The sequence below is a fragment of the Agrobacterium sp. SORGH_AS_0745 genome (assembly GCF_030818995.1).
Classification (GTDB): domain Bacteria; phylum Pseudomonadota; class Alphaproteobacteria; order Rhizobiales; family Rhizobiaceae; genus Agrobacterium; species Agrobacterium tumefaciens.
Genome location: NZ_JAUTBI010000003.1, coordinates 2,539,108 through 2,564,436 on the forward strand (window position 1 = coordinate 2,539,108; position 25,329 = coordinate 2,564,436).

A 25,329-nucleotide genomic window follows, 5' to 3' on the forward strand; every position below is an offset into this window, starting at 1 on the left:
CGCACCCCAATCATTTCAGTAGTCTGTATTGCTAAAACACCGCGCTCCGCAATTGCTTGCGAATCCAGCGGGTGAGTGTGAATGCGCGTTTACGCGCTTTCACCGAATTTTTCAAGCACTAAAAATGCAACGCCGCCAGGCTTTTTTACTAAAAGCCCGGCGGCGGTGTGGGTAACACCGCCGCCGGTCTGAATTTCAACGTCGTGAAATTACTCGACGATAGAAGCGACGATGCCGGCGCCGACGGTACGGCCGCCTTCGCGGATAGCGAAGCGCAGCTTTTCTTCCATCGCGATCGGAACGATCAGCTCGACTTCAACAGTGACGTTATCGCCAGGCATAACCATTTCCGTGCCTTCTGGAAGCGAAACGATACCGGTAACGTCAGTCGTACGGAAGTAGAACTGCGGACGGTAGTTCGTGAAGAACGGCGTATGACGGCCGCCTTCTTCCTTCGTCAGGATGTAGGCTTCTGCCATGAACTTCTTGTGCGGCTTGACCGAACCCGGCTTGCACAGGATCTGGCCACGCTCAACGCCGTCACGGGTAACGCCGCGAACGAGAGCACCGATGTTGTCGCCAGCCTGGCCCTGGTCGAGCAGCTTGCGGAACATTTCAACGCCGGTAACCGTCGTCTTCGACGTCGGACGAATGCCGACGATTTCGACTTCTTCACCAACCTTGACGATACCGCGCTCAACGCGACCCGTCACAACCGTACCACGGCCAGAGATCGAGAACACGTCTTCGATCGGCATCAGGAACGGCTGGTCGATCGGACGCTCAGGCGTCGGGATGTAGGCGTCAACAGCAGCCATCAGCTCGCGGATTGCGTCTTCACCGATCTTCTTGTCGGAATCTTCAAGAGCAGCAAGTGCCGAACCCTTGACGATCGGGATATCGTCGCCCGGGAAGTCGTAGGACGACAGAAGTTCGCGAACTTCCAGTTCGACGAGCTCGAGAAGCTCGGCGTCGTCAACCTGGTCAACCTTGTTGAGGAACACGACGATCGCCGGAACGCCAACCTGGCGAGCAAGCAGGATGTGCTCGCGCGTCTGCGGCATCGGGCCGTCAGCTGCAGAGCAAACCAGGATCGCGCCGTCCATCTGGGCAGCACCGGTGATCATGTTCTTCACGTAGTCGGCGTGGCCGGGGCAGTCGACGTGTGCGTAGTGACGGTTCGGCGTTTCGTATTCGACGTGCGCCGTCGAGATCGTGATGCCGCGAGCCTTTTCTTCAGGAGCAGCGTCGATCTGGTCGTACGCCTTGAACTCGCCGAAATACTTCGTGATCGCAGCAGTCAACGACGTCTTGCCGTGGTCGACGTGACCGATCGTGCCAATGTTGACGTGCGGCTTATTGCGCTCAAACTTGCTCTTTGCCATTAGTGGCTCTCCATTCTTGTCCCTTGAGGGGAATAATCTTCAAATCTCTGATGGGGCGTACCCCGATCACTTCTGACCGGAGTACTTTGCCTGGATTTCCTGCGCCACGTTCGACGGAACCGGCGAATAGTGATCGAACGTCATCGAGTACTGCGCGCGGCCCTGCGACATGGAGCGCAGGTTGTCGACGTACTTGAACATGTTCGCGAGCGGAACGTGTGCGCTGATCACGATGGTGATGCCACGCGATTCCTGACCCTGGATCTGACCGCGACGCGAGTTCAGATCGCCAATCACGTCACCGACGTAATCTTCAGGGGTGACGACTTCGACCTTCATCATCGGCTCGAGAAGCTGTGCACCAGCCTTCTTTGCTGCTTCACGGAAGCAGGCACGCGATGCGATTTCGAACGCCAGAACCGAGGAGTCGACATCGTGGTATGCGCCGTCGATCAGGGTCGCCTTGACGCCCAGCATCGGGAAGCCAGCAAGCGGACCGGAAGACAGAACGCTTTCGATACCCTTCTGAACGCCCGGGATGTATTCCTTCGGAACAGCACCGCCGACGATCTTGGATTCGAACTTGAATTCTTCGCCTTCAGGGTTCGGTTCGAAGATGATCTTCACGCGAGCAAACTGACCGGTACCACCGGACTGCTTCTTGTGCGTGTAGTCTTCTTCGTGCTGACGCGTGATGGTTTCGCGGTAGGCAACCTGCGGAGCACCAACGGTTGCTTCAACCTTGAACTCGCGACGCATACGGTCAACGAGGATGTCGAGGTGAAGTTCGCCCATGCCTGCGATGATCGTCTGACCGGATTCTTCATCCGTCTTGACGCGGAACGAAGGATCTTCAGCAGCCAGGCGGTTGAGCGCGAGGCCCATCTTTTCCTGGTCGCCCTTGGTCTTCGGCTCGATGGCGATCTGGATGACCGGCTCGGGGAATTCCATGCGCTCGAGGATAACCGGCTTCAGCGGATCGCAGAGCGTATCGCCAGTGGTGGTTTCCTTGAGGCCAGCCAGAGCAACGATGTCGCCGGCAAAGGCTTCTTCGATGTCTTCACGGCTGTTGGAATGCATCTGCAGCATACGGCCGACGCGCTCACGCTTGTCCTTGACCGTGTTGATGACCGACGTGCCCTTTTCGAGCTTGCCGGAGTAGATGCGGGCGAAGGTCAGAGAACCGACGAAGGGGTCGTTCATGATCTTGAACGCGAGCATGGAAAGCGGCTCGCTGTCATCGGCATGACGCTCGATTTCGGCTTCGGTCTTGAAGTCGATGCCCTTGATCGCAGGAATGTCCAGCGGCGAAGGCAGGTAGTCGACGACGGCGTCGAGAAGCGGCTGAACGCCCTTGTTTTTGAACGCGGTACCGCAGAACATCGGGTGGAACTTCACGTCGATGGTGCCGCGGCGAACGAGCGAACGGATCTTCTCGTTGTCGGGCATGATGCCGTTCAGGTAGTCTTCCATCGCTTCTTCGTCGATCTCGACAACGGTCTCGATCAGCTTTTCGCGATATTCTTCAGCCTTGGCCTTCATGTCTTCAGGAATTTCGACGACGTCCCACTGAGCGCCGAGCGATTCGTCGCGCCAGATGAGTGCGTTCATCTCGATCAGGTCGATAACGCCCTTGAACTCGGTCTCAGCGCCGATCGGAAGCTGCATGACAACGGCGGTAGCGCCGAGACGGGTCTTGATCATTTCTACCGAGCGGTAGAAGTCAGCACCGGTCTTGTCCATCTTGTTGCAGAAGATCATACGCGGAACGTTGTACTTCTCAGCCTGACGCCAGACGGTTTCCGTCTGCGGCTCTACACCGGCGTTGGCGTCGAGAAGAGCGATGGCACCGTCGAGAACGCGCAGCGAACGCTCGACTTCAATGGTGAAGTCAACGTGGCCGGGGGTGTCGATGATGTTGAAACGGCGCATCTTGCCGTCGCGACCCTTCCAGAAGGTCGTGGTCGCAGCGGACGTGATGGTGATACCACGTTCCTGCTCCTGTTCCATCCAGTCCATCGTGGCAGCGCCATCATGAACTTCGCCGATCTTGTGCGACTTACCGGTGTAATAAAGAATACGCTCGGTGGTCGTCGTCTTACCGGCGTCGATATGCGCCATGATACCGAAATTGCGGTAGTCTTCGATTTTATATTCGCGAGCCATAATGGACTGCCTTTCGATATGCGACCGTTTAAGATTACCAGCGGTAATGCGAGAATGCGCGGTTTGCGTCGGCCATCTTGTGCGTGTCTTCACGCTTCTTGACGGCGGAACCGCGGTTGTTCGCAGCGTCCATGAGTTCGCCGGAGAGGCGATCGACCATGGTCGTTTCGTTACGCTTGCGAGCAGCAGTGATCAGCCAGCGGATGGCGAGAGCCTGACGGCGCTCCGGACGAACGTCGACCGGGACCTGATACGTAGCACCGCCAACGCGACGCGAACGCACTTCAACGTGCGGAGCAACGTTGTCGAGGGCGGAGTGGAACACGCCGAGCGGCTCCTGCTTCGTCTTGCCCTGAACGACGTCGAACGCGCCGTAAACGATGCTTTCCGCGACGGACTTCTTGCCGTGAAGCATGATGGCATTCATGAACTTGGTGACGACCAGATCGCCGAACTTCGGGTCCGGGTTGATCTCACGCTTTTCTGCACTATGGCGACGGGACATATTCTTTGTCTCTCAATGTTATTGACGCTAAACCACGCGGAGAACCTCGCGCAGCGCCTGATTGTTGTTGCCGAAAATTACTTCGGACGCTTCGCACCGTACTTCGAACGGCGCTGCTTGCGGTTCTTGACGCCCTGGGTATCGAGAACACCGCGGATGATGTGGTAACGCACACCCGGCAAGTCCTTCACGCGGCCGCCGCGGATCATGACCACGGAGTGTTCCTGAAGGTTGTGACCTTCGCCGGGAATGTAGCCAATGACTTCGAAGCCGTTGGTGAGACGGATCTTGGCAACCTTACGCAGAGCCGAGTTCGGCTTCTTCGGGGTCGTCGTGTAAACGCGGGTGCAAACACCACGCTTCTGCGGGTTTTCCTGAAGTGCAGGAACCTTGTTGCGCTTTACCTGTGCCTGGCGGGGCTTACGGATCAGCTGGTTTACGGTAGGCATATAACCATCCCTTGCAAAAACTACTTTAGCCACCCTCACGGGTGGCGGCTATGCCGTTTCCGGCGACGAAGCACGCATATATCCTCATGCGCAAAACGTGGCCCGATCCGTTTTCACGGATGGACCACCAAGAGCAGAGGACGCCGGATGAGGCGTCTTGCGTGCAACATTCGTGTCTTCTACGTGCAATGAAGCTTCATTTGAGATGATGTCCGGGAAAAACGTTTCCGAACGGCCAGCACAGATAGAGGCTCCGATGGCGGGCGTACTACTGTTTTAGCCAGCTTTCGTCAAGGGCGAATCCGCATTTTGCGCTGGCACCCGAGGCCACAAAGCCTGCGCACAGGCCCTTTGCCCTCTCCTTCTAACATAAGTCACAGCCGGCAACAGCGATTTTGACCTCCGGCCTTTGGCTTTTCACAAAATCCGTCTATTGATTCCCTCAAGCGGGCCGGAGCTGGCACCGCCGCGCGCAAGACCGATTCCGTCCGGCCCGCATACTCCACAACGACATATCAAGGAACCGCGTCATGACCAACCTCCCCGACAACGACAACGGACGCGACGAGCCGATGGTCTTCATCGTCATCGGCAAGGCCTACGAACACGACAATTCCGAAGGCATCGACATCCACGTCATTCTGCGGGCGCCGGACGACGACACCGCCGTACGCGAAACGCTGAACGCGCTTTCGGAGGAAGGTTTCATCGAAGCCGACCTCGACCAGATCGGCATGCTGACTGAAGTTCCGGACGAAGAGCCGCACGCTTCCGCCTATCAGGGCGCCCTGGAGGGCGAAGTCGCCATCATCCGTTTCGCCTGAGGGACCGCCCTCACCGCGACAAATGCGCCGCCACCGATAAAACGGCACCCGCCCACACCAGGGCGGTTGTCTTCCAGGACTTGATGCCAAGGCCGAAATCTTGCGTGCAGCCACCTTTTCCTGCAAAAGACCTTGGTAAATTTCAATATATTAAGTCACTGATAGATTATATACTTTAAATATAATAGTATTATTTGTATTTCCGTTGAAATATACGAAGATATAAGATTAAATTGATCCCGACGCATGATTTCGGTGGCGGGTTGGATAATATATCTTCGGCAGACATTATAGATGACATTTACGAGGCAGCACTGTTTCCCGATCGCTGGGCGAACGTGATAGCCGCAATCGGCCAACGGCTCGATTTCTGGGGCGGCGCGCTCACCTGGGGCAAAGGCGAGGATGAAGCATGGCTCTATCCGCCCAATTTCCAGGAGCTTATGCAAGCCTTCATGAAGGGCGGCTGGAACCACCGCAACGATCGCCTCACACGCGCTGTCCGCGAGGGCCAATTTTCCTTCGTGCATGATTTCGATATATTTACCCCTGACGAATGGGCGGGGCTGCCAATCGTGCGCGATTTCCTGATGCCGCGTGGACTGGGATATGGGGTGGCAACGCAGGTTGCGCCGCCGGATCATCCCGAAATGACTCTCCTATTCGAACGCAAGCTCGACAGAGGAATCATTGGTCCGGAAACCATGGCGGCACTTGGCCGGCTGAGGCCGCATATCGCCCGCAGCCTCACCCTCGCAACAGGGCTGCAACGCCAGAAAGCAGATGCCATCACGCTCGGCCTCAACGCCATCGGTGCGCCGGCGGCGGTGCTCCAGGCAAGCGGACGCGTTCTTTCCACAAACAACCTGTTCGAGGCGACCAAAAAGTGTATTTCCACCCGCGCCCGCGACAGGATCTTGATCTTGGACGAGAGAATAAACCGGCTGCTCTACAAGGCGCTCGCCGGCGGCAGTGTCAGTTCCCTACCCCTGCCGACAAGCGAAGACAGGGTGTGCATCCTTCACGTCATACCGCTGCGAAAGGACGCGCTGGATTTATCCCCTAACGGCAGCGCGATCGTGCTGATATCGCAACCATCGGACACCGTTGCCGACGTCACGCCGCTTCTGAAGGGGTTATACGATCTCACCAAAGGCGAGGCCCGTGTCGCGCTGGAAATCCTGAAGGGCCTTTCACTTCCCTCCGTGGCAAAGCAACTTCAAATCTCGCACGAAACGGTTCGCAGCAACGCCAAGTCTATCTATGCAAAGACCGGCAGTACGGGCCAGACCGATCTCGTTCGGCGGCTTTCCGTTTTGACGCGCTACACCATCGGTGAGCAGGAAAAACCCCGAGACGGGACTGGCCATGTGAGGGACCAGATCTGACCTTCTAACCCGACCAAAACGAAAAACGCCCGGATTGCTCCGGGCGTTTTTTTACTGAACTTTGGCGGGGCTTCGTAAAGCCCCTGCCTGGACCTGACCTTATTCGGCCGGAGCCGGATCCGTCATGTCCTGCAGCATCTGTGTCGCAGAGCCTGCACCCGTACCCTTGCGGCGTTCCTCGAGAATGAGGTCGTCGCGCGAGGTGGCGATGCGGCGGATCTGCGTCATGGTGCCGCCGGTACCGGCCGGGATGAGGCGGCCGACGATGACGTTTTCCTTGAGGCCCTGCAGCGTATCCGTCTTGCCGGCGATCGCAGCTTCCGTGAGAACCTTGGTGGTTTCCTGGAACGATGCGGCCGAGATGAAGGACGGCGTCTGCAGCGATGCCTTGGTGATACCGAGAAGAACCGGATCGCCATAAGCGGGCTTCTTGCCTTCTTCGATCAGGCGGTCGTTGTTGTCGTCAAGCTCGATACGATCGACATTGTCGCCAACGATGTAGTGGCTGTCGCCCGCATCGGTGATCTCGACCTTCTGCAGCATCTGGCGAACGATCACCTCGATGTGCTTGTCGTTGATCACAACGCCCTGCAGTCGGTAGACTTCCTGGATTTCGTTCACGAGGTAGGAAGCCAAAGCCTCTACGCCCTTGATTGCCAGAATGTCGTGCGGTGCCGGATTGCCGTCGAGAATGTATTCGCCCTTCTCGATGTAGTCGCCTTCCTGAAGATGGAAGGGCTTGCCCTTCGGGATCAGGTATTCGACCGGCTCGACGCCGTCTTCCGCAGGCTCGATCATCACGCGACGCTTGTTCTTGTAGTCGCGACCGAGGCGGATCGTACCATCGATCTCAGCGATGACAGCATGATCCTTCGGACGACGTGCTTCGAACAGTTCGGCAACGCGCGGCAGACCACCGGTGATGTCCTTGGTCTTGGCGCTTTCCAGCGGCGAACGTGCAAGCACGTCACCCTGGAAGACCTTCGAACCAGGCTCAACCGACAGGATCGCGTCCACGGAGAGGTGGAAGCGAGCTTCGCCACCGCGGCTAAGCTTTGCGACAGCGCCGGAAGCATCCTTGATGATGATCGCGGGCTTGAGGTCCGAACCGCGCGGCGTCGAACGCCAGTCAATGACCTGACGCTTGGTGATGCCGGTGGATTCGTCGGTGGCTTCCAGAACGGAAAGACCGTCGACGAGGTCCTCGAAGTGAACGGTACCTTCCACTTCCGTCATCATCGGACGGGTGTAGGGGTCCCACTCTGCAAGACGCTGGCCGCGTTTTACCTTGTCGCCGTCATCAACGAAGATCTTCGAACCATAAGCGACGCGCTGCGACGAACGTTCCACGCCGCGCTCATCGAGAATGGTGACCGACATGTTACGGCCCATTGCGATGAGAACGCCATCGGAGTTCCGCAGGATGTTGCGGTTCTTGATCTGGATCGTGCCTTCATACGAAGCTTCCAGGAACGACTGGTCAACCACGTTTGCCGTACCGCCAAGGTGGAAGGTACGCATGGTGAGCTGCGTGCCCGGTTCACCGATCGACTGTGCGGCGATGACGCCAACGGCTTCGCCCATGTTGACCGGAGTACCGCGAGCAAGGTCACGACCGTAGCAGACGCCGCAAACGCCGACCTGCACTTCGCAGGTCAGTGCCGAGCGGATACGGACGGACTGGATGCCAGCCTTCTCGATGATCGCAACGTCGGCTTCGTCGATCAACGTTCTGGCCTTGACGATGTTTTCGCCAGTTACCGGATTGTCGATGTCATCAAGAGCCGTACGGCCGAGGATACGTGCGCCGAGCGAGGCAACGACCTGACCGGCATCAACGATGGCGGTCATGGTGAGGCCCTTGTCGGTGCCGCAATCCACGGAGTTCACGATGCAATCCTGTGCCACGTCGACGAGACGGCGGGTAAGGTAACCCGAGTTCGCCGTCTTCAAGGCGGTGTCTGCAAGACCCTTACGGGCACCGTGGGTCGAGTTGAAGTACTCGTTAACGGTCAGGCCTTCCTTGAAGTTCGAGATGATCGGCGTCTCGATGATTTCACCCGAGGGCTTGGCCATCAGGCCGCGCATGCCGCCCAGCTGACGCATCTGGTTCGGTGAACCGCGGGCGCCCGAATGGCTCATCATGTAGATGGAGTTCATCGGCTTCTGGCGGCCCGTTTCCGGGTCGAATTCCACAGCCTTGATGCGCGCCATCATTTCTTCGGCGACCTTTTCGGTTGCCTTACCCCAGGCGTCGACAACCTTGTTGTACTTTTCGCCCTGAGTGATGAGACCGTCGTTATACTGCTGTTCGTATTCCTTCACCAAGGCTTCGGTGTCACCGACGATCTTAACCTTGCTGTCCGGAATGACCATGTCGTCCTTGCCGAACGAAATACCGGCGCGGCAAGCGTGAGCAAAGCCGAGCTGCATGATCCGGTCGCAGAAGATGACCGTGTCTTTCTGGCCGCAATGACGGTAGACCGTGTCGATCATCTTGGAGATGTTCTTCTTGGTCATTTCCTGGTTGCAGACGTCGAACGGCACGTTGACGTTCTTCGGCAGAAGTTCGCCAATCAGCATACGGCCAGGAGTCGTTTCATGGATCTTGGAAACCGGCTTGCCATCAGCATCCACGGTCTTGAAGCGACCACGGATCTTGGCATGCAGTGTCACGACCTTGTTTTCAAGCGCGTGATGCAATTCGCCGATGTCCGAGAAGGCCATGCCTTCGCCGGGCTCGTTCTGGTTCATGATCGACAGGTAATACAGGCCGAGAACCATGTCCTGCGAAGGAACGATGATCGGATGGCCGTTTGCCGGATGCAGGATGTTGTTGGTCGACATCATCAGCACGCGGGCTTCAAGCTGGGCTTCAAGCGACAGCGGCACGTGAACGGCCATCTGGTCGCCGTCGAAGTCGGCGTTGAAAGCCGTGCAGACGAGCGGATGCAGCTGAATGGCCTTGCCTTCAACCAGCATGGGTTCGAAGGCCTGGATACCCAGACGGTGCAGCGTCGGTGCGCGGTTCAGAAGGACCGGATGCTCGCGGATGACCTCGTCGAGGATATCCCAAACTTCAGGCTTTTCCTTTTCAACCAGCTTCTTGGCCTGCTTGACGGTCGAGGAGTAACCCTTGGCATCGAGGCGGGCATAGATGAACGGCTTGAACAGCTCGAGCGCCATCTTCTTCGGCAGGCCGCACTGGTGCAGCTTCAGCTCCGGACCGGTCACGATGACCGAACGGCCTGAATAGTCGACGCGCTTGCCGAGAAGGTTCTGGCGGAAGCGGCCCTGCTTGCCCTTGAGCATGTCGGAAAGCGACTTCAGCGGACGCTTGTTCGCACCCGTGATGACGCGACCGCGACGGCCGTTATCGAACAGCGCATCGACGGATTCCTGCAACATACGCTTTTCGTTGCGGATGATGATACCAGGCGCGCGAAGCTCGATCAGGCGCTTCAGACGGTTGTTACGGTTGATGACGCGGCGATAGAGATCGTTGAGGTCGGACGTCGCGAAACGGCCACCATCCAGCGGAACCAGCGGACGAAGGTCCGGCGGAATAACCGGAACGACCTTCATGATCATCCATTCCGGACGATTGCCGGATTCCATGAAGTTCTCAACGATCTTGAGACGCTTCATGAACTTCTTTTGCTTGAGATCCGAGGTGGTCTCGGCAAGCTCGGCACGCAGGTCGCCGGCGATCTTTTCGAGGTTCATCGAAGCCAGCATCTCGTAGATGGCTTCAGCGCCGATCATGGCGGTGAACTGGTCTTCGCCGAACTCGTCAACGGCGATCATGTACTCTTCCTCGGACAGAAGCTGGTTCTGCTTCATCGAGGTGAGGCCGGGTTCGGTGACGATGTAGTTCTCGAAATAGAGAACGCGTTCGACATCCTTCAGCGTCATGTCGAGCAAGGTCGAGATACGCGAGGGAAGCGACTTCAGGAACCAGATATGGGCCACGGGCGCTGCGAGCTCGATATGGCCCATGCGCTCACGGCGAACGCGCGACAGCGTAACTTCAACGCCGCACTTTTCGCAGATGATGCCCTTGTACTTCATGCGCTTGTACTTGCCGCACAGGCATTCGTAGTCCTTGATAGGTCCGAAAATGCGCGCGCAGAAGAGACCATCGCGTTCCGGCTTGAACGTACGATAGTTGATGGTTTCCGGCTTCTTGATCTCGCCGTAGGACCACGACAGGATTTTTTCCGGCGAAGCGATCGAAATCCGGATGGAATCGAAATGCTGCGCAGGCACCTGAGGATTGAAAAGATTCATGACCTCTTGGTTCATGCCTTGTCTCCTTGAGAGGCTAGCTGCTGCCCCTGTTTGCATCTGGACCGGCTTCTTCCCGGGTCACCGTCCAGAGCTTTAAATACGGATTAACCGCACAATGCGGCGAAAGTGTCCCGCGGCAACCATTGGTCGCCGGGGAACCGGCAGGCGCCAACACGGCGCCCGCCTCTCTCATCTTTATTCCGCTGCGTCGGGCAGCTGATCCTCGGGCTGGGTCTCGACCTTCGAGTTCTCCAGTTCGACCGAAAGACCGAGCGACCGCATTTCCTTGACGAGAACGTTGAAGCTCTCGGGGATACCGGCCTCGAAGGTATCGTCGCCACGGACGATCGCCTCGTAGACCTTGGTGCGGCCCGCCACGTCGTCCGACTTGACGGTGAGCATTTCCTGCAGCGTGTAAGCCGCGCCGTATGCTTCCAGAGCCCAGACTTCCATTTCCCCGAAGCGCTGTCCGCCGAACTGCGCCTTGCCGCCCAGCGGCTGCTGGGTAACGAGCGAGTAAGGACCGATCGAGCGAGCGTGGATCTTGTCGTCAACAAGGTGGTTCAGCTTGATCATGTACATGTAGCCGACGGTGACCTTGCGATCGAACGGCTCGCCGGTACGACCGTCATAAAGAACGGACTGACCGGATTCATGCAGACCTGCCTTCTTCAGCATCGCGGCAACGTCGGGTTCATGCGCACCGTCGAAGACAGGGGTCGCGATGGAAACACCGCGCTTGGCTTCTTCGGCAAGCTTGACCAGCGATTCGTCGTCGAAGCGCTTTACCTCGTCATGCGATTCACTCGCATAGATTTCGGTAAGCTCCGTGCGAAGCTCGCTGATGTCCATCGTCTTGCGATACTCTTCGAGCATCTCGCCGATCTTCTTGCCCATACCTGCGCATGCCCATGCGAGGTGGGTTTCGAGGATCTGGCCGACGTTCATGCGCGAAGGCACGCCGAGCGGGTTCAAGCAGATGTCGACATGCGTGCCGTCTTCGAGGAACGGCATGTCCTCGACAGGAACGATACGCGAGACGACGCCCTTGTTACCGTGACGGCCGGCCATCTTGTCGCCCGGCTGGATCTTGCGCTTCACAGCGACGAAGACCTTGACCATCTTCATGACGCCAGGAGGCATTTCATCGCCGCGCTGGACCTTCTCGACCTTGTCCATGAAGCGCTGTTCAAGGCGCGACTTGGATTCGTCGTACTGGCCGCGAAGTGCTTCCAGTTCGGACTGGGCCTTCTCGTCTTCGACTGCAAACATCCACCACTGCGAGCGGGGATATTCGGAGACGACGGCGTTGGAAAGCTCGACCCCCTTCTTGAAGCCCTTCGGACCGGCGATGGAAACGTGACCACGCAGCATGTCGATCAGGCGGCCGTAGACGTTACGGTCGAGAATTGCCTGTTCGTCGTCGCGGTCCTTTGCGAGACGTTCGATCTCTTCGCGCTCGATTGCCATCGCGCGCTCATCCTTCTCCACACCGTGACGGTTGAAGACGCGGACTTCCACAACGGTACCAAACGTGCCCGGAGGCATGCGCATGGAGGTGTCGCGAACGTCGGAAGCCTTTTCACCGAAGATGGCGCGCAGAAGCTTTTCTTCCGGCGTCATCGGGCTTTCGCCCTTCGGCGTGATCTTGCCGACGAGGATATCGCCCGGCTGAACTTCCGCACCGATGTAAACGATACCGGCTTCGTCGAGGTTCTTCAGCGCTTCTTCCGAAACGTTCGGAATGTCGCGCGTGATTTCTTCCGGACCAAGCTTCGTGTCACGCGCCATCACTTCGAATTCTTCGATGTGGATGGAGGTGAACACGTCGTCGGAAACGATACGTTCCGACATCAGGATCGAGTCTTCGTAGTTGTAGCCGTTCCAGGGCATGAACGCGACGAGCGCGTTACGGCCGAGCGCCAGATCGCCGAGGTCGGTCGACGGACCATCAGCGATGATGTCACCCTTGGAGATGATGTCACCGACAGCGACCAGCGGACGCTGGTTGACGCAGGTGTTCTGGTTCGAACGCTGGAACTTCTGCAGACGGTAGATATCGACGCCCGACTTGCCGGCATCGAGTTCTTCCGTAGCGCGGATAACGATACGGGTCGCATCCACCTGGTCGACGACACCGCCGCGGCGAGCCGCGATGGCAGCGCCGGAGTCACGGGCGACGATCGGTTCCATGCCTGTGCCGACGAACGGCGCTTCCGCCCGCAGAAGCGGAACGGCCTGACGCTGCATGTTCGAGCCCATGAGAGCGCGGTTGGCGTCGTCGTTTTCCAGGAACGGAATGAGAGCCGCTGCGACCGAAACGAGCTGCTTCGGCGAAACGTCCATCAGGTTAATGTTGTCGCGCGGTGCGAGCATAACTTCGCCCGAGTGACGGCAAACAACGAACTCTTCAGTGAAGGCGCCTTCGCCATCGAGCTCGGCATTGGCCTGTGCGACGTAGTACTTGGCCTCTTCCATGGCGGAGAGGTAGATAACGTCGGTCGTCACCTTGCCGTCGATGATCTTGCGGTACGGGCTTTCGATGAAGCCGTACTTGTTGACGCGGGCAAAGGTGGCAAGCGAGTTGATCAGACCGATGTTCGGGCCTTCCGGCGTTTCGATCGGGCAAATACGGCCGTAGTGGGTCGGATGAACGTCGCGGACTTCGAAGCCGGCGCGCTCACGGGTCAGACCACCCGGTCCAAGAGCCGAAAGACGGCGCTTGTGGGTGATTTCCGAAAGCGGGTTCACCTGGTCCATGAACTGCGACAGCTGCGAGGAACCGAAGAATTCGCGAACGGCGGCAGCTGCCGGCTTCGCATTGATCAGGTCCTGCGGCATAACGGTGTCGATTTCGATCGAGGACATACGTTCCTTGATCGCACGTTCCATGCGCAGAAGGCCGAGGCGGTACTGGTTTTCCATCAGCTCGCCGACCGAACGCACACGGCGGTTGCCGAGGTTGTCGATGTCGTCGATTTCGCCCTTGCCGTCGCGCAGTTCGACCAGCATCTTGACGACAGCGAGGATGTCTTCCTTGCGCAGCGTGCGCACGGTGTCTTCCGCGTCGAGGTCGAGACGCATGTTCATCTTCACGCGGCCAACAGCCGAGAGATCATAACGTTCTGCATCGAAGAACAGCGAGTTGAACATCGCTTCTGCCGAATCCATGGTCGGCGGCTCACCCGGACGCATGACGCGGTAGATGTCGAACAGCGCTTCCTGGCGGTTCTGGTTCTTGTCCGCATGCAGCGTGTTGCGGATATAGGCGCCAACATTGACGTGGTCGATGTTGAGGACCGGAATCTCGTCAAAGCCGGACTGAAGAATGAGGCCAAGCGTCTTTTCGTCGATTTCGTCGCCGGCTTCGAGATAGATCTCACCCGTCGAGTAGTTGACGATGTCTTCGGCAAGGAAGTTGCCGTAGAGATCTTCGTCAGTCGCCTTAAGTGCCTTCAGGCCCTTGTCGACGAGCTGGCGGATAAGACGCGGAGTCAGCTTCTTGCCACCTTCGACAACGACTTCGCCGGTGTCGGCGTCGATCATGTCGGTGATGACCTTGGCATTCTTCAGCGTTTCAGGCTGGAACGGAATGCGCCAGCCATCGCCGGAGCGCTCGTAGGAAGCCTTGCTGTAGAACGTCGACAGGATTTCTTCACCATCCATGCCAAGCGCCATCAGGAGCGAGGTCACGGGCAGCTTGCGGCGACGGTCGATACGCGCATAGACGATGTCCTTGGCGTCGAACTCGATGTCGAGCCAGGAACCGCGATACGGGATGACGCGGGCAGCGAACAGAAGCTTGCCGGAAGAATGGCTCTTGCCCTTGTCGTGGTCAAAGAATACGCCCGGCGAACGGTGCATCTGCGAAACGATGACGCGCTCTGTACCGTTGACGATGAACGTGCCGTTATTGGTCATGAGCGGCATGTCGCCCATGTATACGGACTGTTCCTTGATGTCCTTGATGGACTTCGCGCCTGTATCCTCGTCGATATCGAACACGATGAGGCGCAGCGTCACTTTCAGCGGCGCTGCGTAGGTCAGATCGCGCTGACGGCATTCCTCGACGTCAAACTTCGGCGCTTCGAATTCGTAAGATACGAATTCGAGCATGGATGCGCCGGAAAAATCGGTGATCGGGAATACGGATTTGAATACGGCATTCAATCCCTCGTCGGGACGGCCACCCTTGGGCTCGTCAACCATGAGAAACTGGTCATACGAAGCCTTCTGAACCTCGATGAGGTTCGGCATTTCCGCTACTTCTGGAATTTTGCCGAAAAACTTGCGTACGCGCCTGCGACCGTTAAACGAAAGGGTCTGAGCCATCGTCGCTCCTTTAAAATTGCATCCGGGCCTGCAACGGACGGGAACCGATGGCCAGTCGATCCCGTCAAGCAATGGGTGTCATCAATCTCGTTCCACATCCCGGATCAATCAGGCCGGATTGCCTAGATGAGCCGGTTCGGAACCATTCTCTTGAAGAACCCATTACCCAAAAGCCATTTTCACGCGGCTTTTGGGTAATAAGTTTTAAAACGATGACGACGGAAAGGGGCATGAAGCCCCTTCCCGCCAGCAATCGCAAGATTACTTAACGTCGACCTTGGCGCCAGCGTCTTCAAGCTTCTTCTTGAGGTCAGCAGCTTCAGCCTTGGAAACAGCTTCCTTGACAGCCTTCGGAGCGCCTTCAACGAGGTCCTTAGCTTCCTTCAGGCCGAGACCCGTGATAGCGCGGACTTCCTTGATGACGTTGATCTTGTTGGCGCCAGCGTCAACCAGGATCACGTCGAATTCGGTCTTTTCTTCTTCAACGACAGCAGCAGCGCCAGCACCGCCAGCAGCAGCAACAGCTACCGGAGCAGCGGCGGAAACGCCCCACTTTTCTTCGAGAAGCTTCGACAGTTCTGCAGCTTCCAGAACGGTCAGGGTGGAGAGGTCTTCAACGATCTTTGCGAGATCAGCCATTTTGATAGTTCCTTTTGTTCAGTTCGAACCAGTTTGAATAATTACAGCGAAAAACCGCCTTAAGCGGCTTCGTCCTTCTTGGCGTAAGCCGAGAACACCCGTGCAAGCTGGCTTGCAGGTGCTGCGACAACCGTGGCGACGCGAGTTGCCGGGGCGTTGAGTAGGCCCAGCAGCTTTGCGCGCAGCTCGTCCAGCGAAGGCAGGGTCGCAAGCGACTTGACTGCTTCGGCGTTGAGCGTGGTTGCGCCCATGGAACCGCCGAGAACAACGACTTTATCGTTGGTCTTTGCGAAATCCATGACGACTTTCGGAGCAATCATAGGGTCGACGCTGTATGCAATCAGCGTCTGGCCCTTGAAGAGATCTGTCATCCCTTCCGACTCCGTGCCCTGAAGAGCGATCTTGGCCAGGCGGTTCTTCGCGACCTTGACGGTGCCTCCGGCAGCGCGCATTTTCGAACGGAAGTCGTTCATTTGCGCAACGGTGACACCAGCATAGTGGGCCACGACAACCGAACCGGAAGCCTTGAAGACTTCGTTCAGCTCCGTGACGAATTCGCGTTTTTCCGCTCTTTCCACTGTCTGTCTCCAGTAGACGGGGCCACATAAGTGTGAACCCGTCGGGTTTGCCTTTGCCCCAAGGGACCTTTTTACAAAGATCCCGAGCGACGCTCGAGGATCCTGTCCCCCGCTCTGTCGCCGCAAACGGCTTCAGGCACAGGCACACCAGGTTCGAACCGGACAGTCAGGCATCTGCGATGCCTCAAATCCAGCCTCACCCGTCTCATGCAGGTTGAATGATTAAGGCCAAACCCCGAAGGACATGGCCACCCGCAATCTCGGACAGGAGTTCCGGGTTTCCCCGGAAATCTCCGGCTCCCTGAGAGCCGGAAATTCTTTTAATCACGCTCCCCGACAGGGAAGCACGAGAATTGATTAAGCCGTAACCGACGAAGGTTCGATCTTGACGCCCGGACCCATGGTCGAGGAGATGGCAACGCGCTTGACGTAGTTGCCCTTGGCACCCGTCGGCTTTGCCTTGATGACCGCATCGGCGAAAGCCTTGATGTTTTCTTCAAGAGCCTTGGCGTCGAACGAAGCCTTGCCAATACCAGCGTGTACGATACCGGCCTTTTCGACGCGGAACTCAACAGCGCCGCCCTTGGACGCCTTGACGGCGCCGGCAACATCCATCGTCACCGTACCGACCTTCGGGTTCGGCATCATGCCACGCGGGCCGAGTACCTTGCCGAGACGGCCGACGAGCGGCATCATGTCCGGGGTCGCGATGCAACGATCGAAGTCGATCTTGCCGCCCTGAACGATTTCAACCAGCTCTTCTGCGCCAACAACGTCAGCACCAGCAGCCGTGGCTTCATCAGCCTTGGCGCCACGTGCAAAAACGGCGACGCGAACGTCACGGCCCGTGCCGTTCGGCAGGTTGACAACGCCGCGAACCATCTGGTCCGCATGGCGCGGGTCAACGCCGAGGTTCATCGAAACTTCAACGGTTTCGTCGAACTTGGCGACTGCACGTTCCTTGACCATCGAAATGGCGTCGGTGAGAACGTAGAGCTTGTTAGGATCCACACCTTCGCGGATCTTCTGAATACGCTTTGCTACCTTGGCCATGATCAACCTACTACTTCCAGGCCCATGGCGCGGGCAGAGCCCTCAACCATTGCCATTGCGCCTTCGATATCGGCAGCATTCAGATCCTTCATCTTGGCTTCAGCGATCGTCTTGACCTGAGCCTTGGTGATGGAGCCAACCTTGGCGCCCTTACCAGGCGTCTTGGAGCCGGAGGTGATCTTCGCTTCCTTCTTCAGCCAATAGGTCATCGGCGGCTGCTTCATGACGAAGGTGAAGGACTTGTCCTGGTAATAGGTGATGACGACCGGAATCGGCATACCCTTTTCCATTTCCTGCGTGGCGGCATTGAACGCCTTGCAGAATTCCATGATGTTGATGCCGCGCTGACCAAGTGCAGGACCGATCGGCGGGGACGGATTGGCCGACCCTGCCTTCACCTGCAGCTTGAGCTGGCCCATAACTTTCTTAGCCATATCTCTCTGCCTTTCAATTCAAACCGGTTTCCCGGCTTCTCTCTAGCCGGATCGCTCCGGCGGCTGCGGTTGCGTGGTGCGGCGCCCTGCCCCGGCTATGGGAGCCCGTTTGCCTTCCACGCGATTGGGGTTTCACCCCTCCAGTCAGACCTTCTCGACCTGACTGTATTCCAGCTCGACCGGCGTAGCGCGGCCGAAAATCGAAACTTCCACCTTCAGGCGCGAACGCTCTTCGTCGACATCCTGAACAACGCCGTTGAACGACGCGAACGGACCATCGGAAACGCGAACCTGCTCGCCGACCTCGAACGAAACCGAAGACTTCGGACGCTCGACGCCTTCCTGAACCTGACCGAGGATACGATCGGCTTCATAATCCGGAATCGGAACAGGCTTATTGTCCGAACCGAGGAAACCGGTCACCTTCGGCGTGTTCTTGATGAGGTGATAGGCCTCATCCGTCAGGTTGGCGCGCACAAGCACGTAACCTGGAAAGAACTTGCGCTCGCTGTCGACCTTGCGGCCACGACGCACCTCGACAACCTTTTCGGTCGGAACGAGGATTTTCTCAAAAAGATGATCAAGACCCTTCTGACGAGCCTTCTCTTCGATCGACTCAGCGACCTTCTTTTCGAAATTCGAATATGCGTGAACGATATACCAGCGCGCTGCCATTTTTATTCTCCGTTCAATCCGTTACCGGCCGACGTTCAGCACGAGGCTAAGCACCCAGCCGATGAGCTGGTCAGCAGCAAAAAAGAACAGAGCCGCAAAAATGACCATCACAAGCACCATAGCCGTCGAAATCATGGTCTCGCGGCGCGACGGCCAAGTGATTTTAGACGCTTCGGCGCGAACCTGCTGCAGAAACGTAAACGGATTGGTTTTGGATGCCATTGACTGCCCACGCAATTACGGCGCGTAAAGCCGAACTAATCAGCCCCACGCACCGCGTGTCTGTTTTGACCTTACATAAACACCGATTCCAGTTTTAACAAGAGGAAATCGACATTCGGCGAAATTCGCCGGAAAACCGGCACCCATCTGCCATGCAGCGAAGACCGCGCTTGCGGATGGAAAGTGGCAGGGGCAGTAAGGCTCGAACTTACGACCTGCGGTTTTGGAGACCGCCGCTCTACCAACTGAGCTATACCCCTTTAACACCTTAGCCGACCACGAAAATCACTTGGCCGCTTCGGTATGCGTTCCCTTTAAGGCGCACGGAAAAGAATGGCAAGCGCTTTTTATTCGCTTTCGGAAGAAACTGTTGACGCCCTCCCCGCCACGTTTTTTCCTCGGCCGCTTAACCGGTTACCCCCAAGCCCGTCACCTCAACGAACCCCTTTGCGGCATCCAAATGCGCTGGTTTGATACCTTTCGAAACCGACCTTTAATCCGTTACGGCTCAAGCGCACTGCGATCGGACCTGATCAACTGACGCTCCCGATACTTGCGCTTGAAGTGTGCGACGTTGCGCGTCACCGAACGCCGCCATTTATGGATTGTCGCCAGCGAAAAGAATCTGTCGAGTTCTTGCGCCACACCGCGCCAACCACGGCGTTTCTTAAGGCCATAATTGCTGCGGCCAAATCCCGAATGGCTGACGCCGGTTTCGGCCAACCACGCCATGATCGCGCCCTGATCCTTATAAAAGACACTAATCTCCGCCTCTGTCCGGAAACCGGCATAACCTTGCGGTAGTTTTTTATAGCAGGACAACCGCTTGACGGTCGGATTGAAGGTGAAGCTATGCCAGACACGATGCGCGGTCGGCGGTATTCGCCAATACCCTATATCTTCAACTGCCTGCGCCTTACGCCGAATGTCACGGGGCATGTCGTCATCGGTTCTGAGTTGAACGAGCGCCACCTGCGGGTCCCGCTTCAGTATTTCGATGCCCCTGCCCACAACCTTAGAAACAGGAAATGCCCAGTCGTCTTCGAGATGCAGGATGTAAGGGGTTTGCACTTCCGAATATGCCCGGTCGATAGAGCGGTGCTGCCCAATGTTGACGCCGTTCAAAATGATGCGGATCGGTTGCTCTGGATACCGCGCCGGAATCGCCCACACCGATTCGTCGTCAGAGTCCTCGATAATGATAAATTCCCGTAGCGGGTAATCATTAGTAGAGAAGAAGCTATCGAGAGTTCCGATGAGAAGATCAGGACGGCGGCAGCTGGTGAGCACAACAGTTAAATCGGACATGAAGTCGTCTCGGAAGAAAACTGGCCGATGAAAACAAGCCAGCCAAGCCTAGGTTGATATCGCCTCGTCTACGCCAGACGCATTACAGGCGAATAATGATCGCCAGACCTCGGGGAAATTATTCAAAAGAAGAATACATTATAACCCCTCAAATATAGCGCGTGCGCTATGAGCATAAATCGAAATACAACATCCGATTACATCCCCACATTAGAAAAATATACGAATCTTTCAACTATATAAATTTACAAAAGTCGATTTTTACATAAAAAAAACGGCGGTGCCGAAGACACCGCCGTTTTAGAACTAGATTTTTAAATCCGGCGAAACCGCCGTCTGTCGAAGATTACTCGACGATAGAAGCGACGATGCCGGCGCCGACGGTACGGCCGCCTTCGCGGATAGCGAAGCGCAGCTTTTCTTCCATCGCGATCGGAACGATCAGCTCGACTTCAACAGTGACGTTGTCGCCAGGCATAACCATTTCCGTGCCTTCTGGAAGCGAAACGATACCGGTAACGTCAGTCGTACGGAAGTAGAACTGCGGACGGTAGTTCGTGAAGAACGGCGTATGACGGCCGCCTTCTTCCTTCGTCAGGATGTAGGCTTCTGCCATGAACTTCTTGTGCGGCTTGACCGAACCCGGCTTGCACAGGATCTGACCACGCTCAACGCCGTCACGGGTAACGCCGCGAACGAGAGCACCGATGTTGTCGCCAGCCTGGCCCTGGTCGAGCAGCTTGCGGAACATTTCAACGCCGGTAACCGTCGTCTTCGACGTCGGACGAATGCCGACGATTTCGACTTCTTCACCAACCTTGACGATACCGCGCTCAACGCGACCCGTCACAACCGTACCACGGCCAGAGATCGAGAACACGTCTTCGATCGGCATCAGGAACGGCTGGTCGATCGGACGCTCAGGCGTCGGGATGTAGGCGTCAACAGCAGCCATCAGCTCGCGGATTGCGTCTTCACCGATCTTCTTGTCGGAATCTTCAAGAGCAGCAAGTGCCGAACCCTTGACGATCGGGATATCGTCGCCCGGGAAGTCGTAGGACGACAGAAGTTCGCGAACTTCCAGTTCGACGAGCTCGAGAAGCTCGGCGTCGTCAACCTGGTCAACCTTGTTGAGGAACACGACGATCGCCGGAACGCCAACCTGGCGAGCAAGCAGGATGTGCTCGCGCGTCTGCGGCATCGGGCCGTCAGCTGCAGAGCAAACCAGGATCGCGCCGTCCATCTGGGCAGCACCGGTGATCATGTTCTTCACGTAGTCGGCGTGGCCGGGGCAGTCGACGTGTGCGTAGTGACGGTTCGGCGTTTCGTATTCGACGTGCGCCGTCGAGATCGTGATGCCGCGAGCCTTTTCTTCAGGAGCAGCGTCGATCTGGTCGTACGCCTTGAACTCGCCGAAATACTTCGTGATCGCAGCAGTCAACGACGTCTTGCCGTGGTCGACGTGACCGATCGTGCCAATGTTGACGTGCGGCTTATTGCGCTCAAACTTGCTCTTTGCCATGTGAATTGCTTCCTGTGAACGTGAAGTAGTTTTCCCGGCGAACCGGTTTGGTGTCGCCGTTTAAGGCTTTGTAAGCGAATGCGCAAGACTTAATTGTCAAAGCACGGTCGCGCACGCCTAAGGCGCGCCTCAAGGTGCATATATGGTGCGTTCCGCGCGATATTCAAAGCTGGCTCAGCCTTCCCACGCGACGGCAAGACGGGACGCACGGACGGGACCCTGCCTGCACCCCTCTTCGCACAATCGGATCGTTAAATAAGCTTTTTCTTTATCACAACTTCTTTACCTGGACCCTCATCATGGCTTAAGGAAATTTCATCTCCGGGGGGAGACGGGCGAGCGGGACGATGCGCCCAGGCGCAAAACCTCTATGCCACATATTGATCAGCCGCGCTCTCCGGCGCGAAATTACATCCGTTTCAGGACCGCTCAATGGAAATCTTCACAGCCGCCGGCTTCACGGCATTCATGCAAGTCATTGCGATCGATCTCGTTCTCGCAGGCGACAATGCCATCGTCATCGGCCTTGCCGCTGCCGGTCTTCCCGCCCACCTTCGCCGCAAGGCGATCCTGGTCGGCATCATCGCCGCCACCGTATTGCGCATCGGCTTTGCCGCCGTCACCGTGCAGCTTCTCTCCATTGTCGGGCTTCAACTCTTCGGCGGGCTTCTGCTTGCCTGGGTTTGCTGGAAGATGTGGTCCGAACTGCGCGAAGCCGCAGGCTCCATCGAAGACGAGGTGACGGACGAAGAGGCTGACCTGACCAAAGGTCACAAGACCTTCTTTCAGGCCGCAACCCAGATCGTCATCGCCGATGTGTCCATGTCGCTGGACAACGTGCTTGCCGTCGCCGGTGCCGCGCAGGACCATGTCACGGTGCTGATCATCGGTCTCGTCGTCTCGATCGCCCTCATGGGACTTGCCGCCAATTTCGTCGCCAAGTTGCTGCACCGCTACCGCTGGATTTCGTATCTTGGCCTGATGGTCATCATCTATGTGGCGCTCAACATGCTGTATCACGGCGTGATCGAAGTCCTGCCCTACATCAAGCCTTATTTCGGCTGAGACTGGCAGTAAATATTCGTCCCGAAAGGCCTGGAAACGAGAGTTTCCGGGCCTTTTCTTTTCATACCCAAACAAATGCACCCTTGCCTGCGCAGCATTGCAAGCGCACGCGCAGGTGAAATCGGCGCACATGGGAATCGGTCTCCGCGTCCGCTGCAACATTCGGATAAGACAGGGAAATCGTGATTTTTTGCCTATGGATTTTGGCAATTGAGGTCAGCCACGGGCAAGCCTAGTGAGCTAGTTAATAAGTCATAAAAATAAAAAGAAAGGTAAAGCTGCCAATGGCTTATGACTGGACCGGCGGTCGCACCCGCCGCCTTCGCAGGATGAAGCTGGGCGCTGTTGCAAGCTCACTAATCCTGCTGGCGCTCTTAACAGCGCTCGTTCTAGGCTGAACGCGCTGCGTGCAATTCAACGCTGACCGGCGGCATGGCAAGGTTTCCCAAAACCGCCCTGCCGCCGCTCCTTCGGGGGCAACGTCCATTCTTTGTTGGCAAGATTTGCCGAATATCAGCCGCGAAGGGATGTCGTGGTTATGCCGCCAAACATATGCATTGAAGCGGGTTCATTTCGGCTCTGAAGCTGCGGCAAGACCTATCGAAACAGCCAATAAATGACGCCAAGCACCAACGTCCACATCAGTAGTGATATGGCGAGTACGGCGAGGTAGTTTCGAAATCGTCTGGTCATCCGCCCACATTGCCGGCCAGCCGCCACGGGACAGCCGTAACCGTTTGATTGCTGGATGCGGATCAAGCCGCAAGATCAACTCTTTCTATCAAGATGCTGAATCGCAAACCATTCGCAGATTTTACCCGCCCGAAACCGGGGTTGCCTGACCATGTGAATATCAACCCGCCGGTAAGCGTGAAAACGCTGGGCCACGCTTGCCGCAGGATTTGCAGGGCACAGGAAAAACCGCACGTCGTTCTGGACGTGGCTCAGACACGCTCCGGTCAACCGAATCGACAAATTAAGTCCTTCGGTATGATGTCTGATGACGCGTCATTGCTGGGGCAACGGCGATCAGCCGCCGCCCCAAAAAAGCGCGTCAGCTCTTCAAAGCCGTATTGCACAGGCTCCAGTAACCGCCACCCTTCTGAATCCACTTGAGATCGCCGAGCGTGCCGTCATCCTTGTTCTTACGATAAGAATCGACGCAGGTCTTCAGGCGGGCCTTGCCAGGAGTCTCGCTTGAATATTTCTTATCGACAGCACTCGGAAATACGACGCTCTTCGGAGCCTTTATCGTCGCCTTTTCGGGTTCTTTGTCGGTGGTAGCCGCAACTTGCTTGTCGTCGGCAGCGCTTTCGGCAGCAGCATCGCTACCGCAGAACTTGGCGCGATAGTCGTTCCACTTGACGTCCTTCGCGGACCCGTCGGCTTTCGCCGCCTGGTATTTCACGCTGCACTCTTTCATGGTGAGCGCCGCTGCGGGGGAGACAAACGCCGCCGATGCGAGCAGCGCTAAGGATGAGAGAATTACAACCCTGTTGATCATCGAAGACTCCCGTGTGCATGATTGCCGGCAGACTATCCGACCGGACTTTCCGCTTGTCAACGAGCAGTGCAACAAGCACTGAAAGTCGAATTGGCGGGGAGCAAAATGTGCTCATCGGGCGTGGCGTTTTCGCGGTGAGGACGGCATCACACAGTGACCATGGATATCCACAATCAGCCCGCCGCCGGGGGCATCTCCGCCTTGCCACGCGAACGACGGCAAGCACCGCACAACGAATCACGTGTTCGTGTGACGTCAACCCTGCATCGGAACGAAATTCCTTAATTTTCGTTAGCATCTCGAACGAATAACGAGGATTTATCGATGTTGAGGATGCCGAAGACTATCTCCGCGCTCGCTCTTGGCGTCGCAATATCTACCGCTTTTACCGTGCCCGCCAGTGCGCTGAGCCTCATACAGCCGGCCTACGAACAGCAGGAGCAGGCGCAGAATTCCGACGGTCGCGGCTATCCCGCATCCGCCTTTGCCGCGGGCAAGGGTGAAGAGGCGTCATCCAACGGTTACGCCCTCTCACAATCGGAAATAAACCACGTAAAATGGTGTGCAGCGCGTTACGCATCATACCATCCGACCGACAACAGCTATATGGCAGCTGCCGGCATCCGGACGCAATGTCGTTCTCCGGATTGATACAGCCGTGCCCCAGCGCACCGCGTCCCAGCCAATAAGATAAAATTTACTTTAAATTCTATTGACCTGAACCTTTATCCGGGTTGGCCGTTTGAAGCGCGTGCCAGCGAGGAAACGCGATGATGTGGAATCTTGAAAAACTTGAGCAAGAGCGACTTGATCTGATCGAGGTCATTACTGCCCTGCGCCACACTGAACGCCTGTCGACAGCGGATCGCACCTCGATCTTTGAGAAAATTACGGCGCATATGGTGAGGTTAAGCGAGCTCGACGCAGAGAAAATGCGGATTCAGTCGGCCTTGGAAGCGAGCTGAAAATAGCCAACGCTGATTGGAGGCT

Annotated in this window: 21 protein-coding genes and 1 tRNA gene; 5 read left to right on the plus strand and 17 right to left on the minus strand. The window is 57.0% G+C overall.

Annotated elements, in window-relative coordinates:
* Positions 1-209: 209 nt before the first annotated feature.
* The 4 genes from tuf (QE432_RS22220) to rpsL all read right to left on the minus strand — a co-directional run bounded on the left by tuf (QE432_RS22220) (position 210) and on the right by rpsL (position 4,505).
* On the minus strand, positions 210-1,385 hold the full coding sequence (tuf, locus tag QE432_RS22220; RefSeq protein WP_013636434.1) for an elongation factor Tu: 1,176 nt from the start codon (positions 1,383-1,385) through the stop codon (positions 210-212).
* A 66-nt stretch (positions 1,386-1,451) separates the two neighbouring features.
* Complete coding sequence (fusA, locus tag QE432_RS22225) at positions 1,452-3,551, minus strand: elongation factor G (protein ID WP_003519335.1); 2,100 nt, start codon at positions 3,549-3,551, stop codon at positions 1,452-1,454.
* 34 nt (positions 3,552-3,585) lie between these two features.
* Complete coding sequence (gene rpsG, locus QE432_RS22230; RefSeq protein ID WP_003507761.1) at positions 3,586-4,056, minus strand: 30S ribosomal protein S7; 471 nt, start codon at positions 4,054-4,056, stop codon at positions 3,586-3,588.
* A gap of 77 nt (positions 4,057-4,133) precedes the next feature.
* On the minus strand, positions 4,134-4,505 hold the full coding sequence (gene rpsL, locus QE432_RS22235) for a 30S ribosomal protein S12 (RefSeq protein ID WP_003507760.1): 372 nt from the start codon (positions 4,503-4,505) through the stop codon (positions 4,134-4,136).
* Between the two features lie 530 nt (positions 4,506-5,035).
* Here rpsL and QE432_RS22240 point away from each other — a divergent pair.
* Together QE432_RS22240 and QE432_RS22245 are read left to right on the plus strand one after the other, a co-directional pair.
* Positions 5,036-5,329: a hypothetical protein gene (locus QE432_RS22240; protein ID WP_003519341.1), complete on the plus strand. Its 294-nt coding sequence runs from the start codon at positions 5,036-5,038 to the stop codon at positions 5,327-5,329.
* Between the two features lie 263 nt (positions 5,330-5,592).
* Positions 5,593-6,717: a helix-turn-helix transcriptional regulator gene (locus QE432_RS22245; protein ID WP_111804927.1), complete on the plus strand. Its 1,125-nt coding sequence runs from the start codon at positions 5,593-5,595 to the stop codon at positions 6,715-6,717.
* A gap of 99 nt (positions 6,718-6,816) precedes the next feature.
* Here QE432_RS22245 and rpoC read toward each other — a convergent pair whose 3' ends face one another.
* The 12 genes from rpoC to tuf (QE432_RS22305) all read right to left on the minus strand — a co-directional run bounded on the left by rpoC (position 6,817) and on the right by tuf (QE432_RS22305) (position 21,770).
* Entirely contained in the window at positions 6,817-11,022 is a 4,206-nt protein-coding gene (gene rpoC, locus QE432_RS22250; protein WP_003519344.1) for a DNA-directed RNA polymerase subunit beta', read from the minus strand.
* A gap of 180 nt (positions 11,023-11,202) precedes the next feature.
* A complete protein-coding gene (gene rpoB, locus QE432_RS22255; RefSeq protein ID WP_013636439.1) occupies positions 11,203-15,339 on the minus strand; it encodes a DNA-directed RNA polymerase subunit beta in 4,137 nt (1,378 codons plus the stop codon).
* Between the two features lie 64 nt (positions 15,340-15,403).
* Positions 15,404-15,571, minus strand: a complete 168-nt coding sequence (locus tag QE432_RS22260; RefSeq protein ID WP_153793990.1) for a hypothetical protein — start codon at positions 15,569-15,571, stop codon at positions 15,404-15,406.
* Between the two features lie 29 nt (positions 15,572-15,600).
* Positions 15,601-15,978, minus strand: coding sequence for a 50S ribosomal protein L7/L12 (rplL, locus tag QE432_RS22265; RefSeq protein WP_003519347.1), 378 nt, complete (start codon positions 15,976-15,978; stop codon positions 15,601-15,603).
* 59 nt (positions 15,979-16,037) lie between these two features.
* Positions 16,038-16,556, minus strand: a complete 519-nt coding sequence (rplJ, locus tag QE432_RS22270) for a 50S ribosomal protein L10 (RefSeq protein WP_003519348.1) — start codon at positions 16,554-16,556, stop codon at positions 16,038-16,040.
* A gap of 357 nt (positions 16,557-16,913) precedes the next feature.
* Positions 16,914-17,609, minus strand: a complete 696-nt coding sequence (gene rplA / locus QE432_RS22275) for a 50S ribosomal protein L1 (RefSeq protein ID WP_003519350.1) — start codon at positions 17,607-17,609, stop codon at positions 16,914-16,916.
* 2 nt (positions 17,610-17,611) lie between these two features.
* Complete coding sequence (rplK, locus tag QE432_RS22280) at positions 17,612-18,043, minus strand: 50S ribosomal protein L11 (RefSeq protein WP_003519352.1); 432 nt, start codon at positions 18,041-18,043, stop codon at positions 17,612-17,614.
* 144 nt (positions 18,044-18,187) lie between these two features.
* Positions 18,188-18,718, minus strand: a complete 531-nt coding sequence (gene nusG / locus QE432_RS22285; protein ID WP_003519353.1) for a transcription termination/antitermination protein NusG — start codon at positions 18,716-18,718, stop codon at positions 18,188-18,190.
* 21 nt (positions 18,719-18,739) lie between these two features.
* Positions 18,740-18,940 carry a preprotein translocase subunit SecE gene (secE, locus tag QE432_RS22290; protein ID WP_003507689.1) on the minus strand — a complete coding sequence of 67 codons (201 nt, stop codon included), beginning with the start codon at positions 18,938-18,940 and terminating at the stop codon, positions 18,740-18,742.
* Positions 18,941-19,124: 184 nt separating this feature from the next.
* A tRNA-Trp gene (locus QE432_RS22295) sits at positions 19,125-19,200 on the minus strand.
* A 241-nt stretch (positions 19,201-19,441) separates the two neighbouring features.
* Positions 19,442-20,248 carry a glycosyltransferase family 2 protein gene (locus QE432_RS22300; protein ID WP_111796852.1) on the minus strand — a complete coding sequence of 269 codons (807 nt, stop codon included), beginning with the start codon at positions 20,246-20,248 and terminating at the stop codon, positions 19,442-19,444.
* Between the two features lie 346 nt (positions 20,249-20,594).
* Positions 20,595-21,770: an elongation factor Tu gene (gene tuf, locus QE432_RS22305; protein ID WP_013636434.1), complete on the minus strand. Its 1,176-nt coding sequence runs from the start codon at positions 21,768-21,770 to the stop codon at positions 20,595-20,597.
* A gap of 432 nt (positions 21,771-22,202) precedes the next feature.
* Between tuf (QE432_RS22305) and QE432_RS22310 the strand changes: the two genes are divergently transcribed.
* Positions 22,203-22,835, plus strand: coding sequence for a TerC family protein (locus tag QE432_RS22310; protein WP_003513029.1), 633 nt, complete (start codon positions 22,203-22,205; stop codon positions 22,833-22,835).
* Between the two features lie 1,054 nt (positions 22,836-23,889).
* Here the strand turns inward: QE432_RS22310 and QE432_RS22315 are convergent.
* The gene (locus tag QE432_RS22315; protein ID WP_003513030.1) at positions 23,890-24,339 is read right to left on the minus strand and encodes a hypothetical protein; all 450 of its coding nucleotides are present in this window, start codon (positions 24,337-24,339) and stop codon (positions 23,890-23,892) included.
* Positions 24,340-24,663: 324 nt separating this feature from the next.
* On the opposite strand from QE432_RS22315, the gene QE432_RS22320 reads away from it, so the two are divergent.
* Complete coding sequence (locus tag QE432_RS22320; RefSeq protein ID WP_029658786.1) at positions 24,664-24,990, plus strand: BA14K family protein; 327 nt, start codon at positions 24,664-24,666, stop codon at positions 24,988-24,990.
* Positions 24,991-25,109: 119 nt separating this feature from the next.
* Positions 25,110-25,304, plus strand: coding sequence for a hypothetical protein (locus QE432_RS22325; protein WP_013636443.1), 195 nt, complete (start codon positions 25,110-25,112; stop codon positions 25,302-25,304).
* The last annotated feature ends 25 nt before the right edge of the window (positions 25,305-25,329 follow it).